The 14,878-nt window shown below is 71.6% G+C and carries 13 protein-coding genes; 9 read left to right on the top strand and 4 right to left on the bottom strand.

The annotated features are described in order from the left end of the window. Positions 1-48: 48 nt before the first annotated feature. The gene (locus tag ACRAS8_RS24040; protein ID WP_438488064.1) at positions 49-987 is read left to right on the top strand and encodes a helix-turn-helix transcriptional regulator; all 939 of its coding nucleotides are present in this window, start codon (positions 49-51) and stop codon (positions 985-987) included. Between the two features lie 31 nt (positions 988-1,018). Here ACRAS8_RS24040 and dusB read toward each other — a convergent pair whose 3' ends face one another. Beyond that, on the bottom strand, positions 1,019-2,197 hold the full coding sequence (dusB, locus tag ACRAS8_RS24035; protein ID WP_438488063.1) for a tRNA dihydrouridine synthase DusB: 1,179 nt from the start codon (positions 2,195-2,197) through the stop codon (positions 1,019-1,021). Between the two features lie 93 nt (positions 2,198-2,290). Here dusB and ACRAS8_RS24030 point away from each other — a divergent pair, with 93 nt between their 5' ends. Next, positions 2,291-3,748 (top strand): MFS transporter, encoded by a 1,458-nt coding sequence (locus tag ACRAS8_RS24030; protein ID WP_438488062.1) that lies wholly within the window; start codon positions 2,291-2,293, stop codon positions 3,746-3,748. 34 nt (positions 3,749-3,782) lie between these two features. On the opposite strand, the gene ACRAS8_RS24025 is transcribed toward ACRAS8_RS24030, so the two are convergent. Beyond that, on the bottom strand, positions 3,783-4,709 hold the full coding sequence (locus ACRAS8_RS24025; protein WP_438488061.1) for a helix-turn-helix transcriptional regulator: 927 nt from the start codon (positions 4,707-4,709) through the stop codon (positions 3,783-3,785). Between the two features lie 101 nt (positions 4,710-4,810). Between ACRAS8_RS24025 and ACRAS8_RS24020 the strand changes: the two genes are divergently transcribed. The 3 genes from ACRAS8_RS24020 (at position 4,811) to ACRAS8_RS24010 (ending at position 8,694) form a co-directional block, all read left to right on the top strand. Beyond that, complete coding sequence (locus tag ACRAS8_RS24020) at positions 4,811-6,283, top strand: MFS transporter (RefSeq protein ID WP_438488060.1); 1,473 nt, start codon at positions 4,811-4,813, stop codon at positions 6,281-6,283. Positions 6,284-6,445: 162 nt separating this feature from the next. Continuing rightward, positions 6,446-7,450 carry an aldo/keto reductase gene (locus ACRAS8_RS24015; protein WP_438488059.1) on the top strand — a complete coding sequence of 335 codons (1,005 nt, stop codon included), beginning with the start codon at positions 6,446-6,448 and terminating at the stop codon, positions 7,448-7,450. Between the two features lie 662 nt (positions 7,451-8,112). Further along, positions 8,113-8,694, top strand: a complete 582-nt coding sequence (locus ACRAS8_RS24010; RefSeq protein WP_438488058.1) for a TetR family transcriptional regulator — start codon at positions 8,113-8,115, stop codon at positions 8,692-8,694. Positions 8,695-8,866: 172 nt separating this feature from the next. Here the strand turns inward: ACRAS8_RS24010 and ACRAS8_RS24005 are convergent, their stop codons facing one another. Further along, positions 8,867-10,249, bottom strand: a complete 1,383-nt coding sequence (locus ACRAS8_RS24005; protein ID WP_438488057.1) for a glycine--tRNA ligase — start codon at positions 10,247-10,249, stop codon at positions 8,867-8,869. Positions 10,250-10,470: 221 nt separating this feature from the next. Between ACRAS8_RS24005 and ACRAS8_RS24000 the strand changes: the two genes are divergently transcribed. The 4 genes from ACRAS8_RS24000 to ACRAS8_RS23985 all read left to right on the top strand — a co-directional run bounded on the left by ACRAS8_RS24000 (position 10,471) and on the right by ACRAS8_RS23985 (position 13,906). After that, a complete protein-coding gene (locus ACRAS8_RS24000; protein WP_438488056.1) occupies positions 10,471-11,433 on the top strand; it encodes a metal ABC transporter substrate-binding protein in 963 nt (320 codons plus the stop codon). Between the two features lie 130 nt (positions 11,434-11,563). After that, the gene (locus ACRAS8_RS23995; RefSeq protein ID WP_438488055.1) at positions 11,564-12,403 is read left to right on the top strand and encodes a metal ABC transporter ATP-binding protein; all 840 of its coding nucleotides are present in this window, start codon (positions 11,564-11,566) and stop codon (positions 12,401-12,403) included. 12 nt (positions 12,404-12,415) lie between these two features. Continuing rightward, on the top strand, positions 12,416-13,312 hold the full coding sequence (locus tag ACRAS8_RS23990; protein ID WP_438488054.1) for a metal ABC transporter permease: 897 nt from the start codon (positions 12,416-12,418) through the stop codon (positions 13,310-13,312). Between the two features lie 150 nt (positions 13,313-13,462). Continuing rightward, complete coding sequence (locus ACRAS8_RS23985) at positions 13,463-13,906, top strand: Fur family transcriptional regulator (protein WP_438488053.1); 444 nt, start codon at positions 13,463-13,465, stop codon at positions 13,904-13,906. An 88-nt stretch (positions 13,907-13,994) separates the two neighbouring features. Here ACRAS8_RS23985 and ACRAS8_RS23980 read toward each other — a convergent pair whose 3' ends face one another. Beyond that, entirely contained in the window at positions 13,995-14,813 is an 819-nt protein-coding gene (locus ACRAS8_RS23980; protein ID WP_438488052.1) for an isoprenyl transferase, read from the bottom strand. Positions 14,814-14,878: the final 65 nt, after the last annotated feature.

Below are 14,878 nucleotides of genomic sequence, written 5' to 3'. Positions count from 1 at the left end.
ACCGGTGGTATCTGGCAGACGTCCGCGGGCGTCGCCGATGATGGTGCGGTGTCCGCGACCCCCCTGTCCCCCCTCCGCCCCGCCGTCACCGCAGCCGCCCGGCGCGGTGAACTCGCCGCGTTCCTCCGGCTCCGCCGGGAGCGCCTCGCCCCCCAGGACGTCGGGCTGCCCGTCGGCCCGCGGCGCCGCACCCCGGGACTGCGCCGCGAGGAGGTCGCCGAGCGGGCGGGCGTCGGAGTGGCCTGGTACACGTGGCTGGAGCAGGGGCGGCCGATCAACCCCAGTGTGCAGGTGCTTGACGCGATCGCCGGGGCGCTGCTGCTCGACTCGGCGGAGCGCGCGCATCTGCACCGGCTCGCCGGCGTCCCCGGCGCCACCGCCGCGCCCGCGCCCGTCGCCCCGCCGCCCGGCGAGCGCACGCTCCAGACGATCCTCGACGCGTTGAACCCGCTGCCGGTGGGCCTGGTCGGCGCCCGTTACGACCTCCTCGCCTTCAACGACGCCTATGCCGCGCTCGATCCGCGGATGGTGCTGCTGCCGCCGGCCGAACGGAACGTGCTGTGGCGGCTGTTCACCGCGGACGAGGAATCCCAGCCGCTGGTGAACTGGGAGCACGAAGTCTCCTTCATGCTGGGGAATTTGCGGAACGAATTCGGCAGCCGGCTCCAGGATCCGCAGTGGCAGGCGTATATCCGGCGGCTTTCCGAGGCGTCCCCGCTGTTCGCGGAAATGTGGGCGCGCCATGACGTCTCCGCGCCGGCCGCGCACCGCAAGACGTTCCGGGCGGTCGACGGCCGCCATGTCACCATCGTCGCCACCGGCTTCACCCGCGCCGAGGCGCCGGACGCCAAGATGTGGATCTACACGCCGGCGGACGCGGACGCGGCGCGGGTGCTCGACGAGCTGCTGGCGCGCTATCGGGAGGTCGGCGCGGCCGGGCTGCTGGCCGGGGCGGGGGCGGTGGGCCGGGCCCGGCCCGGGGCCTGAACTACCGCCGCGCGCCTGCCTGTCCGGGGCCTCAGCCGCCGGAGGTGTCCAGTTCGGCGTCCTCGCCGACGCCGGCGCAGTCGTACGGGTCGCGCAGCCAGCCGTCCGGGAGCACCACGCGGTTGTTGCCGGAGGTCCGGCCGCGCGGGCCGTCTGCGCCGGCCGGCCACGGCTGGTCCAGGTCGAGCTCGTGCAGCCCCTCCGCCAGCTCGGCCAGCGACGAGCTGATCGCCAGCCGCTTGCGCATCTCGGAGCCGACCGCGAAGCCCTTGAGGTACCAGGCGACGTGCTTGCGGAAGTCGATCACCCCGCGGGCCTCGTCACCCAGCCACTCGCCGAGCAGGGTGGCGTGCCGCACCATGACGGCCGCGACCTCGCGCAGGGCGGGGGCCTTCGGCGCGCCGGTGCCCTCGAAGGCGGCGACCAGATCGCCGAAGAGCCAGGGGCGGCCCAGGCAGCCGCGGCCGACCACGACGCCGTCGCAGCCGGTCTCCCGCATCATCCGCACCGCGTCGTCGGCCGACCAAATGTCGCCGTTGCCGAGCACCGGGATCTCCGGGACGTGCTCCTTCAGCCGGGCGATGGCGTCCCAGTCGGCGGTGCCTCCGTAGTGCTGGGCGGTGGTGCGGCCGTGCAGGGCGATGGCGGTGACGCCCTCCTCGACGGCGATCCGGCCGGCGTCGAGGTAGGTGAGGTGGTCGTCGTCGATGCCCTTGCGCATCTTCATCGTCACCGGCAGGTCACCGGCGCCGCTGACCGCCTCACTGAGGATGGCGCGCAGCAGGGGCCGCTTGTACGGGAGGGCGGAGCCGCCGCCCTTGCGGGTCACCTTGGGGACCGGGCAGCCGAAGTTCAGGTCGATGTGGTCGGCCAGGTCCTCCTCGACGATCATGCGGACGGCCTTGCCGACGGTGACCGGATCCACGCCGTAGAGCTGGATCGAGCGCGGGCGCTCGCTCGCGTCGAAGTGGATCAGCTGCATGGTCTTCTCGTTGCGCTCGACCAGCGCCCGAGTCGTGATCATCTCGCTGACGAAGAGCCCTTTACCCTCGCTGCTGCGATCTCCCGGGGGCCGACCCCCGGACCCCCAGCCGTCGCCTTCGGCGAATTCCCGGCACAGCGTCCGGAACGGGGCGTTGGTGATCCCGGCCATCGGTGCCAGGACCACGGGGGGCTGCACCGTGTGCGGGCCGATCTGCAGCGAACTCATGGCTCCCATTGTCCCGCACCCGACCAGTTGTCCCGCACCTGCCCGGCCACCCCGCCAGGGGACGCCCCGCCTGGATCGTTGTAGCGTTCAACCATGACCGACCTCAGCCGCCGGCGGCGTCTGCTCGTCCTGGCGATCTGCTGCCTGAGCCTGCTGATCGTCAGTCTCGACAACACCGTCCTCAACGTGGCCCTGCCGTCGATGCAGCACGAACTGGGCGCCTCGGTCTCCGGTATGCAGTGGACGATCGACGCCTACACCCTGGTGCTGGCCGCGCTGCTGATGCTCGCCGGCTCGACCGCGGACCGCCTGGGCCGCCGCCGGGTCTTCATGGCCGGTCTGGTGGTCTTCTCGCTCGGCTCGCTGCTGTGCAGCCTGGCGCCCGGCCTGGACTGGCTGGTGGTGTTCCGGATGGTGCAGGCGGTCGGCGGCTCGATGCTGAACCCCGTCGCCATGTCGATCATCACCAACACCTTCACCGACCCCCGGGAACGGGCCCGCGCCATCGGGGTGTGGGGCGGGGTGGTCGGCATCAGCATGACCGCCGGGCCGGTGATCGGCGGGCTGCTGGTGCAGAGCGTCGGCTGGCGCTCGATCTTCTGGATCAACGTCCCGATCGGCGTCCTGGCGCTCGTCCTCACGCTCCGCTGGGTGCCCGAGTCCCGTGCGCCCCGGCCGCGCCGGGTCGATCCGGTGGGCCAGCTGCTGGTGATCACACTGCTCGGCTCGCTGACGTACGCGATCATCGAGGCCCCGGAAGCGGGCTGGGAGTCGGCGCGCATCCTGGTGTGCGCGGTGCTGGCGCTGTCCTCCCTGGCGGCCCTTGTCGGCTACGAGCGGCGCCGCCGGGAACCGCTGATCGACCTGCGGTTCTTCCACAGCGTCCCGTTCGCCGGCGCCACCGTGATAGCGGTCTGCGCGTTCGCCGCGCTCGGCGGCTTCCTTTTCGTCAACACCCTCTACCTGCAGAACATCCGCGGCCTGTCCGCCCTCCAGGCCGGGCTCTACATGCTGCCGATGGCCGGGATGACGCTCCTCTTCGCGCCGCTGTCCGGGCGGCTGGTCGGCGGGCGCGGGCCGCGGCTGCCGCTGTTGCTGGCCGGCTGCGCCATGGCGGCCAGCGGCCTCCTCTTCGCGGCCTTCGACACCGCCTCGGCCACCTCGCTGCTGCTCACCGGATACGTCCTCTTCGGCATCGGATTCGGGCTGGTCAACGCCCCGATCACCAACACCGCGGTGTCCGGTATGCCGCGCAGTCAGGCGGGCGTCGCGGCGGCGGTGGCCTCCACCAGCCGGCAGGTCGGGCAGTCGCTGGGCGTCGCGGTGTTCGGCGCCGTACTGGCCGGCGGGGCGCACGCCGGCGCCACCCGCCCGGAGTTCCTGGCCGCCGCCCACCCGGCCTGGTGGATCCTCGTCGGCTGCGGCGGCGCCATCCTCCTCCTCGGCGCCCTGACCACGGGCCGCCGGGCCCGTGCGACCGCCCGGCGCACCGCCGCCCTCTTCGAGTACGAGGGCGCCCGCGACCACAGCCGGGCGGGAACCGGGGCGTAACGGGAGCGCCACCGAGCAGGGGGATCGGCCTGCTCTACACCGCCACCGCGTGCGCCAGCTTCTCCAGCTCCTGCAGCCGCTCCCGGCTCGCCTCGTCCGCCGGCGTGTAAGTCAGCATCTTCGCCCCGTGGTTGGGCCCCAGCCACATGTTGGTGCCGGTCAGCTGGAGGACGCCGACAACCGGATGCCGGAAGACCTTGACCGCGCCCCTGGGACGCTCGACCTCGTGCTGCGCCCATATCTCGCGGAACTCCGGCGACGCCTCCGTCAGCCGGGCCACCAGCGCCTTCCAGACCGGCTCCGCGACGTGCTCGGCCATCGCAGAGCGGAACTTGGCCGTCATCGTCCGGACTGTGGCCTCCCAGTCGGCCAGACCCGTCCGCCACCCGTCGTGGGTGAACGCCAGCCACATGCAGTTGCGGTCCTCGTCGGGCAGCGCGTCCAGGTCGCACAACAGCTGCCCGTAGGTGCTGTTGTAGGCGAGGATGTCGAACCGGCTGTTCTGCACGACGGCGGGATACGGGGCGAGTTGGTCCAGGACGTCCCGTAGGGCGCGGGGGACACCGGTGCACTCCTTGCCCGGCAACGGATCGACCGAGCCGGCCAGCGCGAAGAGGTGGCTGCGCTCGGCGCGGTCCAGCAGCAGGGCGCGGGCGACGGCGTCCAGCACCTGGGGCGAGACATGGATGTCCCGGCCCTGTTCGAGCCAGGTGTACCAGGTGACGCCGACGGCGCCGAGCTGGGCGACCTCCTCGCGGCGCAGGCCCGGGGTGCGGCGGCGGGTGCCGCGCGGCAGTCCGACCTGCTCGGGGGTGATCCGCTCGCGCCGGCTGCGCAGGAAGGCGGCCAGCTCCGCCCGCCGGACCGCGTCGTCGGCACGGTGCCCGTCGCGGCCCGCTACCGTCCTCGCGGCACCGCTCGTGCCCGCCGCCCCGACCGCCTCGCTCACATCCGCCGTCATGCGTCCAGCGTGCCGCAGCCCGCAGCCGGTTGCCAGGTAGCGCTGATACCAGGATAAGGACACTCTGGTACCCGGCTGAGCACCCCGGGATTCTCTTACCCGTGAGTGAAACACCCATCGCCTCCGCCACGTTGGACACACCGTCCACCACCCCGCCCACCGGGCCCGCAGCCCGGCCCCGTACGACGGCCGCCCCGATGCTCACCCCGCTCGGCCTGCTGACCGTCCTGCTGGGCGCCGCCCTGCCGATGATCGACTTCTTCATCGTCAACGTCGCCCTGCCCACCATCGACCACGATCTGCACGCCGGCCCCGCGACGCTGGAGATGGTGGTGGCCGGCTACGGCGTCGCCTACGCCACGCTGCTGGTGCTCGGCGGCCGGCTCGGCGACATGGTAGGGCGGCGCCGCCTCTTCCTCTGGGGACTGGCGACGTTCGGGCTGACCTCCCTGGCCTGCGGACTGGCCCCGGACGCCTGGACGTTGGTGGCCGCCCGGGTCGCCCAGGGCGCGGCCGCCGCGCTGCTGCTGCCCCAGGTGCTCGCCACCATCCAGGCCACCACCACCGGCCAGCGGCGCGCCAAGGCCGTCAGCCTCTACGGCGGCACGGCCGGGGTCGCCAGCGCCGTCGGCCAGGTGCTCGGCGGGCTGCTGGTCTCGGTCGACCTGGCCGGCAGCGGCTGGCGCGCGGTGTTCCTGGTGAACGTCCCGATCGCCGTGGCGGCCTGGCCGCTGGCGGCGCGTACGGTGCCCGAGACGCGGTCGCCGCACCCCAGCCGGGTGGACATTCCCGGCACCGCACTGCTGGCCACCGCGCTGGTCACGCTGCTGCTGCCGCTGACCGAGGGCCGCGCCGCCGGCTGGCCCCTGTGGTCCTGGGTGCTGCTGGCCGTCTTCCCGTTCGCCGCCGTGGCGTTCGTCGTGGTGGAGCGCCGCGCGGAGCGCGTCGGGCGCACCCCGCTGGTCCCGCCCTCGCTCTTCGGCATCCCCTCGATCCGCAGCGGGCTGGCCATGATCGTCCCGTTCACGCTGGGCTTCGGCGGCTTCATGTTCGTGGTGGCGGTCGCCCTCCAGAGCGGACTGCACTACGGTCCGCCGGCCGCGGGCATCGCCCTGGCTCCGCTCTGCATCGGCTACTTCCTCGCCTCGCTGGCCGGGCCCCGGCTGGTGCAGCGCTTCGGGCGCAAGGTGGTGGTCACCGGCTCGCTGATCCAGGGCACCGGGCTCCTCACGCTCGCCCTGACCGTCCGGGCGGGCTGGCCCGACATCCCGGTGGCCGTGCTCGCGCCGAGCATGACCGTGCTGGGCCTCGGCCAGGGGCTGGTCCTGCCGGTGCTGATGCGGATCGTGCTGAGCGATCTGCCGGTGGCGCAGGCCGGCGTCGGCGGCGGTGTGATGGTCACGACCCAGCAGTCCGGGCTGGCGCTGGGAGTGGCGACGCTCGGCACGCTCTTCCTCGCCCTGCTCCCCTCCGCGGGCATCCGCGACGCGTTCCTCACGACCGTCCTGGCCCAGCTGGTGATCGTCCTGGGCACCACCCTGCTCGGCTTCCGACTGCCCCGCACCATGCGCTGACCTGCGGCGGGGCCGCCTCGGAGCCTCGCCGGCACGCACCCCCTCACCCTCACGAATGACAAATATTGAAATCTGTCAGCCGTCATGCCATGGTGAATGCACGGCGCGACGGGCCATCCCGCCGTCGCCACCCCTCGCCCCTCCCACCCACAGGAGCACGCCGTGCAGACCCGCACCCTCGGCACCACCGGCCCGCAGACCTCCGCCCTCGGCCTCGGCTGCATGGGCATGTCCGCCCTCTACGGCGACGCCGACCGCACCGAATCCCTCGCCACCCTCCACGCCGCCCTCGAAGCGGGCATCACCCTCCTCGACACCGGCGACTTCTACGGCATGGGCCACAACGAACTCCTCATCAACGAGGCGCTCCGCACCGCCCCCGCCGCCCGGCGCGAAAAGGCCCTGCTCAGCGTGAAGTTCGGCGCCCTGCGCACCGTCGAGGGCGGCTTCACCGGCTACGACGGCCGCCCCGCCGCGGTGAAGAACTTCGCCGCCTACTCCCTCCAGCGCCTGGGCACCGACCACATCGACATCTACCGCATCGCCCGCGTCGACCCTGACGTCCCGATCGAGGAGACCGTCGGCGCCATCGCCGAGCTGGTCGAGGCCGGCCACGTCCGCCACATCGGCCTCTCCGAGGTCGGCGCGGACACCCTCCGCCGGGCCGCCGCCGTCGCCCCGATCTCCGACCTCCAGATCGAGTACTCCCTGCTCTCCCGCGGCATCGAGGACACGATCCTGCCCACCGCCCGCGAACTGGGCATCGGCATCACCGCCTACGGCGTCCTCTCCCGCGGCCTGATCAGCGGCCACTTCGCCCGCGACCACAAGCTCGCCGCCAACGATTTCCGCGGCATGTCCCCCCGCTTCCAGGGCGAGAACCTCGACCGCAACCTCGACCTGGTCGACGCCCTCCGCAAGATCGCCGACGAGAAGGGCATCACGGTCGCCCAGACCGCCATCGCCTGGGCCCTCTCCCGCGGCGAGGACATCGTCCCCCTCATAGGCGCCCGCCGCCGCGACCGCCTCACCGAGGCCCTCGGCGCCCTCGACACCACCCTCACCCCCACCGACCTCACCGCCATAGAACACGCGATCCCGGCCGGCGCGGCGGCGGGCGCGCGCTACCCGGAGTCGCAGATGGCGCACCTCGACAGCGAACGCTGAGCGCTTGGCTTTGCTTCCCACGTAGCCGGGGTTCGCCGCTGCTTTTGCGCCTGCGGCGCATTGCGGTTCCGCTGCGCGGGGCCGGTCCGCTGCGCTTGGCCGCCCTCCCACGTTCTCGGGTTCCCCGCCGTGCGGAGTTCCCCTTCTGCGCCTCCGGCGCATTGCGGTTCCGCTGCGCGGGGCTGTTGGGTGCGGTGACGGGCCTCCGGGGGTGGTGTGCCGGACTGCTGCGCTTTACGTCCGGCACACCACCCCCTCCGACCCGTCCCCTCCCGTTGAGGGTCGGATTTCAGGTGAGTTGAGGCTCGTGCCCGGTGGGTCCGTGCAGGCTCTGGACTGATGAGTGACCGGCAATTGTCGGGCGACCGTCAACTGATGAGCGACCCGCACCGGACCACCCACGCGAGCCCCCACCCACCGTCTTCCATGACCACCCACGGGAGGGGACGGGTCGGAGGGGCAGGGGGTGTGTCCGGACGTAAAGCGACAGCAGTCCGGACACACCCCCTGCCCCGGAGGCCCGGCACCGCACCCAACAGCCCCGCGCAGCGGAACCGCGATGCGCCGCAGGCGCAACAGACAAGCGGCGAACCCCGGCGGAAACGCCGGCTACGTGGGAAGGTAGCGTCGATAACCCCTGATCGAAAGGTCGGCCCGGCACCATGCCACCCGAGACGTTGACGCCCGAGCGGATCCTCGAAGCCACCGAGGAGGTGCTGCGCCGGTACGGGCCGGCCAAGGCGACGGTGGTCGATGTCGCGCGGGCGCTGGGGGTCAGTCACGGCAGCGTCTACCGTCACTTCCGTACGAAGACGGCACTGCGGGAGGCGGTCACGGCGCGCTGGCTGGACCGTACCAGCGAGCAGTTGGCGGCGATCGTCGACGACGCGGGGCCCGCGGAGGACCGGCTGGGCCACTGGCTGGCCGCGCTCTTCGACACCAAGCGGCACAAGGCCGGCGACGATCCCGAACTCTTCGCCACCTACATGACGTTGATCGGTGAGAGCGGGGGCGTGGTCGACCGGCATGTCAGCGATCTCGAAGCGCAGTTGACGAAGATCATCGAGGCGGGTGTCGCGGAGGGCACCTTCCATTCCGACGCCCCCGCCACCACCGCGCACGCGGTCTTCGCCGCCACCGGCCGCTTCCACGACCCGTGTTACGCGCCCGAGTGGTCCCGCCCGGAGATCACCGCCGACTTCGAGGCCGTCCGCGACCTCGTACTGCGCGGTCTGCGCGGTTAGGACCTGTGTCGGGCGCCGGACGGCCAGGGGCACGGGCGGCCGGACGCGCCACCGGCAACCGGACGCGACAACAACACAACGCCGGCCGGCCCCCCGCTAGGGGACCGGCCGGCGCCGTCGTCGGTATTCCCGCCGTCAGGCGGAACCGTCGGCGTTCCCGCCGTCAGGCGGCTCAGCAGCCGAGCAGTCGCGCACCCAGGTACGACTGGATCTGGTCCAGGCTCACGCGCTCCTGCTTCATGGTGTCGCGCTCGCGGACCGTGACGGCGTTGTCGTCGAGGGTGTCGAAGTCGACGGTGACGCAGAACGGCGTGCCGATCTCGTCCTGGCGGCGGTAGCGGCGGCCGATGGCGCCCGCGTCGTCGAACTCGATGTTCCAGAACTTCCGGAGGTCCGCCGCGAGGCCCTTCGCCTTCGGGGAGAGCTGCGGGTTGCGGGAGAGCGGGAGGACCGCGACCTTCACCGGCGACAGGCGCGGGTCGAGCCGCAGCACGGTGCGCTTCTCCAGCTTGCCCTTGGCGTTGGGCGCCTCGTCCTCGGTGTAGGCGTCGAGGAGGAAGGCGAGCATGGTGCGGCCGACACCGGCCGCCGGCTCGATGACGTACGGGGTGTAGCGCTCGCCGGCCTCCTGGTCGAAGTAGGCGAGGTCCTGGCCGGACGCCTTGGCGTGCGCGTTGAGGTCGTAGTCGGTGCGGTTGGCGACGCCCTCCAGCTCGCCCCACTCCGAGCCGCCGAACTGGAAGCGGTACTCGATGTCAGCGGTGCGCTTGGAGTAGTGGGAGAGCTTCTCCTTGGGGTGCTCGTACCAGCGGACGTTCTCCTCGCGGAGACCGAGGTCGCGGTACCAGTTCCAGCGCTGCTCCATCCAGTACTCGTGCCACTGCTCGTCCTCGCCCGGCTTGACGAAGAACTCCATCTCCATCTGCTCGAACTCGCGGGTGCGGAAGATGAAGTTGCCCGGGGTGATCTCGTTCCGGAAGGACTTGCCCATCTGGGCGATGCCGAACGGGGGCTTCTTCCGGGAGGTCTGCTGGACCTGCGCGAAGTTGGTGAAGATGCCCTGGGCGGTCTCGGGGCGCAGGTAGGCGATGGACGCGGTGTCCTGCGAGGGGCCGAGGTGGGTGGAGAGCAGACCGGAGAACTGCTTGGGCTCGGTGAAGCCGCCCTTGTTGCCGCAGTGCGGGCAGTTGACGTCGGCGAGGCCGTTCTCGGGGAGCCTGCCGTGCTTGGCCTCGTACGCCTCCTCCAGGTGGTCGGCGCGGAAGCGCTTGTGGCAGGAGGTGCACTCGGTGAGCGGGTCGGTGAAGGTGGCGACGTGGCCGGACGCCTGCCACACCTCGGGGGCCAGGATCACCGACGAGTCGATGCCGACCACGTCCTCGCGGGAGGTGACCATGGCGCGCCACCACTGGCGCTTGATGTTCTCCTTGAGCTCGACGCCGAGGGGACCGTAGTCCCAGGCAGCGCGGGAGCCGCCGTAGATCTCACTGCAGGGGTAGACGAAGCCACGGCGCTTGCTCAGGCTGACGATGGTATCGATCTTGTCGGCGGCCACGGTGCTCTCTTCAGTACGACGTCGGACAGTGGATAGGGGGCGCGCTGCGCCTCGGTGAGGTGTGGTGATCGCGAGACGGCTGGGCGAATAGTTCAGGGTAGCGGCGGGCGTACCCCCCGGACCAAATCGATTCGGGATCGGTTCCGGCCGGTTGTCGGCGGGCTGTGACCTGGCGCGCACTTTGTTGACAATCATTTCCACCTTTGTTGAAAATGAGTGTCATGAACATACGTCGTCGCATATCCACCGCCGCCGTCGCCGGAGCCGCGGTTCTCGGTCTGCTGACCCTCTCCGCCTGCTCCACCGACGCCTCCGGGCGTACCGACGACGGCAAGCTGAAGGTGACGGCGTCGTTCTATCCGCTGCAGTTCCTCGCCCAGCAGATCGGCGGGTCCCATGTCGAGGTGTCCAACCTCACCAAGCCCGGCGTCGAGCCGCACGACCTGACGCTCACCCCCCAGCAGACCGGCCGGCTCGGCGAGGCCGGCGCGATCGTCTACCTCAAGGGCCTGCAGCCCGCCGTGGACGACGCGGTCGCCCAGTCCGGGGTGAAGCACATCGCCGACGCGGCGAAGCTGACCAGCATGGAGACGCACGGCCCCGAGGTCGACGGGCACCACCACACCACCGGCGACAACCACTCGCACTCCGAGTCCGAGCCCGGCCAGGACCCGCACGTCTGGCTGGACCCGGTGCGGTTCGCCCAGGTCGCCAAGGGGGTCAACACCACCTTCGCGGCGGCCGACCCGGCGCACAAGGCCGACTACCAGAAGAACACCGACGCCCTGGTGAAGAAGCTGGACGCGCTGAACAAGGAGTTCGCGGACGGGCTGAAGAACCGCGCCTCGGACACCTTCATCACCACGCACGCGGCCTTCGGCTACCTCGCCGAGCGGTACGGCCTGACCGAGGAGGCGATCAGCGGCCTGGACCCGGAGTCCGAGCCCAGCGCCAACCGCATCAAGGACCTGCACACCCTGGCGGCCACCCACCACGTCTCGACGGTGTTCTTCGAGACGCTGGCCAACCCGGCCACCGCGAAGACCCTCGCCGGGGACCTGCACCTGAAGACGGACGTGCTGGACCCGCTGGAGGGCATCACCGGCAAGTCCCGCGGCACCGACTACTTCTCGGTGCAGCGCGCCAACCTCGCCGCGCTGCAGAAGGCGCTCGGCACCAAGTGACCGGCCGAGCGCCCCGCCCGCGGACCGGGCCCGCCCCGCACACCGGCCCGTACGCCCCGCACCACGCCCATCCCCCGCGCACCCCGCGCACCCCGCGCCCCGGGACGCCCCGCACGACGGAGGTCAGCAGATGAAGGACACCGGCCAGCCCGTCATAGCCCCGGAGGCCGCGGACCGGCCCGCCGGGGACCCGCCCGCCCGGGACCGGACGGCCGTCATCGAGCTGCGCGGGGCCACCGCGTCGCTCGGGGCCCGGCCGGTGCTGCGCGGGATCGACCTGACCGTGCGGACCGGCGAGGTCGTCGCGCTGCTCGGCGCCAACGGCTCGGGCAAGTCCACCGCCGTCCGCTCGGTGATCGGCCAGGTCCCGCTGACCGACGGCGAGCTGGCGCTCTTCGGGACGCCGTTCCGCCGCTTCAAGGACTGGGCGCGGATCGGTTACGTGCCGCAGCGCACCACCGCGGCCGGCGGGGTGCCCGCCACCGTCCGCGAGGTGGTCACGGCCGGCCGGCTGGCCCGGACGCGGCTCGGCCTGCTGCGCAGGGCGGACCGGGCGGCGGTGCACCACGCGCTGGAGCTGGTCGGGATGGCGGACCGGGCCCGGGACTCCGTCAACGCCCTGTCGGGAGGACAGCACCAACGGGTGCTGATCGCCCGGGCGCTGGCCGGCGAGCCCGATCTGCTGATCATGGACGAGCCGATGGCCGGCGTCGACCTGGCCAGCCAGGAGGTGCTGGCTTCGGCCCTCCGCGAGCAGGTCGCCCGCGGCACCACGGTCCTGCTGGTGCTGCACGAACTCGGCCCGCTGGAGCCGCTGATCGACCGCGCCGTCGTGCTGCGGGACGGCTGCGTCGTCCACGACGGCCCGCCGCCCGAGGCGGTCGGGCAGCACGCCCTGCCCGGCCACGACCACGTCCACCCGCACGCCGACGCCGCCGTGGAGCCGCTCCACACCGGCCTGCTGAGCTAGGGGCCCGCCACCATGGAAATGCTCAACTTCGCCTTCATGCAGCGGGCGCTGATCGCCGCCCTGATCGTCGGCATCACCGCGCCCGCCATCGGCATCTACCTCGTCCAGCGCCGCCAGGCCCTGATGGGCGACGGCATCGGCCATGTCGCACTGACCGGCGTCGGCCTGGGCTTCCTGCTCAACACCAGCCCGGTGTGGGTCGCCACCCTCGTCGCGGTGGTCGGCTCGGTCGTGATGGAGCTGATCCGCTGGTACGGCAAGACCCGCGGCGACCTGGCGCTGGCCATGCTGTTCTACGGCGGCATGGCGGGCGGTGTGATGCTGATGAACCTCTCGGACGCGGGCTCCAGCGCCAACCTGGGGACCTATCTGTTCGGTTCGATCACCACCGTCTCGCCGCAGGACATGACGACGATCTGCGTACTGGCCGCGCTGGTGCTGGCGATCACGGTGGGGCTGCGCCGCCAGCTGTTCGCGGTCTGCCAGGACGAGGAGTTCGCCCGGGTCACCGGCCTGCCGGTGCGGCTGCTGAACCTCCTGGTCGCGGTGACCGCCGCGGTCACCGTCACGGTCGCCATGCGGGTCGTCGGCCTGCTGCTGGTCAGCGCGCTGATGGTGATCCCGGTCGCGGCCGCCCAGCAGATCAGCCGCAGCTTCGCGGTGACCTTCGTGACCGCGGTGGCGATCGGCGTCGCGGTGACCCTCACCGGCACCACCGCCTCGTACTACGTCGACGTGCCGTCCGGCGCGACCATCGTGCTGTTCGCCATCGCGCTGTTCGTGGTCTTCACGGCGCTGGCCGCCCCGCTGGCCCGAAGGCGCGCGGCCGCGGCCGCCGCGACGGCCGGCAAGGGGTGCACCCTGGAGATACCGGGCAGCCGCCCTGCCGAGGACGACGTCAAGGTCTGAGACGTCAAGGTCTGAGACGGACGGCCATAGGGCAGGGACACATGAGGAAGGAAAGGAAGAGGTAAGCGCCGCACAGGGCTTCCGGTCATCACCTGGCACAATGGCCAAACGCATGCGCGGGTCAAGTCCTGACGTCCTAGGGAGGCAACGGTGGCGACGAGCGCGGGATCTCCGGTCCGCGGCCGGTCGACGCGGCAGCGCACCGCGGTTTCGGCCGCACTCGACGAGGTCGACGAGTTCCGCAGCGCGCAGGAACTCCACGACATGCTCAAGCACCGGGGCGACTCGGTGGGGCTGACCACCGTCTACCGGACGCTCCAGTCCCTGGCCGACGCCGGTGAGGTCGACGTGCTGCGCACCAGCGACGGCGAGGCCGTCTACCGCCGGTGCAGCAGCGACGACCATCACCACCACCTGGTCTGCCGCGGCTGCGGCCGGGCCGTCGAGGTCGAGGGCCCGGCGGTGGAGAAGTGGGCCGACCAGATCGCCGCCGAGCACGGCTTCCGCGACGTGGCGCACACCGTCGAGATCTTCGGCACCTGCGGCGAGTGCGCGACGAAGGCGGAGTCGGAGACCGGCGGCCGGCGCACCTGACGCCCCGGAAGCAGAGCACGACGGGCCGCCTCCCGCGCAGGGAGGCGGCCCGTCCGCCGTTTCACCGGCCCGTCGCGCGGGCCCGTTCTCAGGTCGCCGTCTCGCCCGCCTCCAGCGGCGCCGCACCGAACCGGCGGTCCCGCTTGGCGTACTCCAGGCACGCGTCCCAGAGGTTCCGGCGGTCGAAATCCGGCCAAAGGATGTCCTGGAACACCATCTCCGCGTAGGCGCTCTGCCAGATCAGGTAGTTCGAGGTGCGCTGCTCACCGGACGGCCGGACGAACAGGTCCACATCGGGCATGTCCGGGTAGTACATGTACTTCGCCACGGTCTTCTCGTTGACCTTGGACGGGTCCAGCTTCCCGGCCCGGACGTCCGCCGCGATGGCCGCCGCCGCATCCGCGATCTCCGCCCGGCCGCCGTAATTGACGCAGAAGTACAGCGTCATCGCGTCGTTGTTCTTGGTCTGTTCCTGGGCGATCTGGAGTTCCTGGACGACCGACTTCCACAGCTTCGGCATCCGGCCCACCCACCGGATACGGATACCCATGGCATCCATTTCGTCCCGGCGCCGCCGGATGACGTCCCGGTTGAAATTCATCAGGAAACGGACCTCGTCCGGCGACCGCTTCCAGTTCTCGGTGGAGAAGGCATAGAGCGAGAGGTTCTTCACGCCCATTTCGATACAGCCCTTGAGGACGTCCAGCACCACGCCCTCGCCGACCTTGTGGCCCTCGGTGCGCGGCAGCCCACGCTCCTTCGCCCACCGCCCGTTCCCGTCCATCACGATCGCGACGTGGTTGGGAACGAGTTCGCCGGGGATCTTCGGCGGACGCGCACCCGAGGGATGCGGCTCGGGCGTCTGGTATTCACGTCGATTACGCCCCAGAATCCCGCGTACTGCCATGCGCCCCACGTCTCCTATGCAATATCGATGTCGATGGACGGTGTGTTCACGGTGTCGTTGTGGCC

The sequence above is a fragment of the Streptomyces sp. S186 genome (assembly GCF_051603415.1).
Lineage (GTDB): Bacteria > Actinomycetota > Actinomycetes > Streptomycetales > Streptomycetaceae > Streptomyces.
This window is presented reverse-complemented; position numbering and strand designations above follow the sequence as displayed.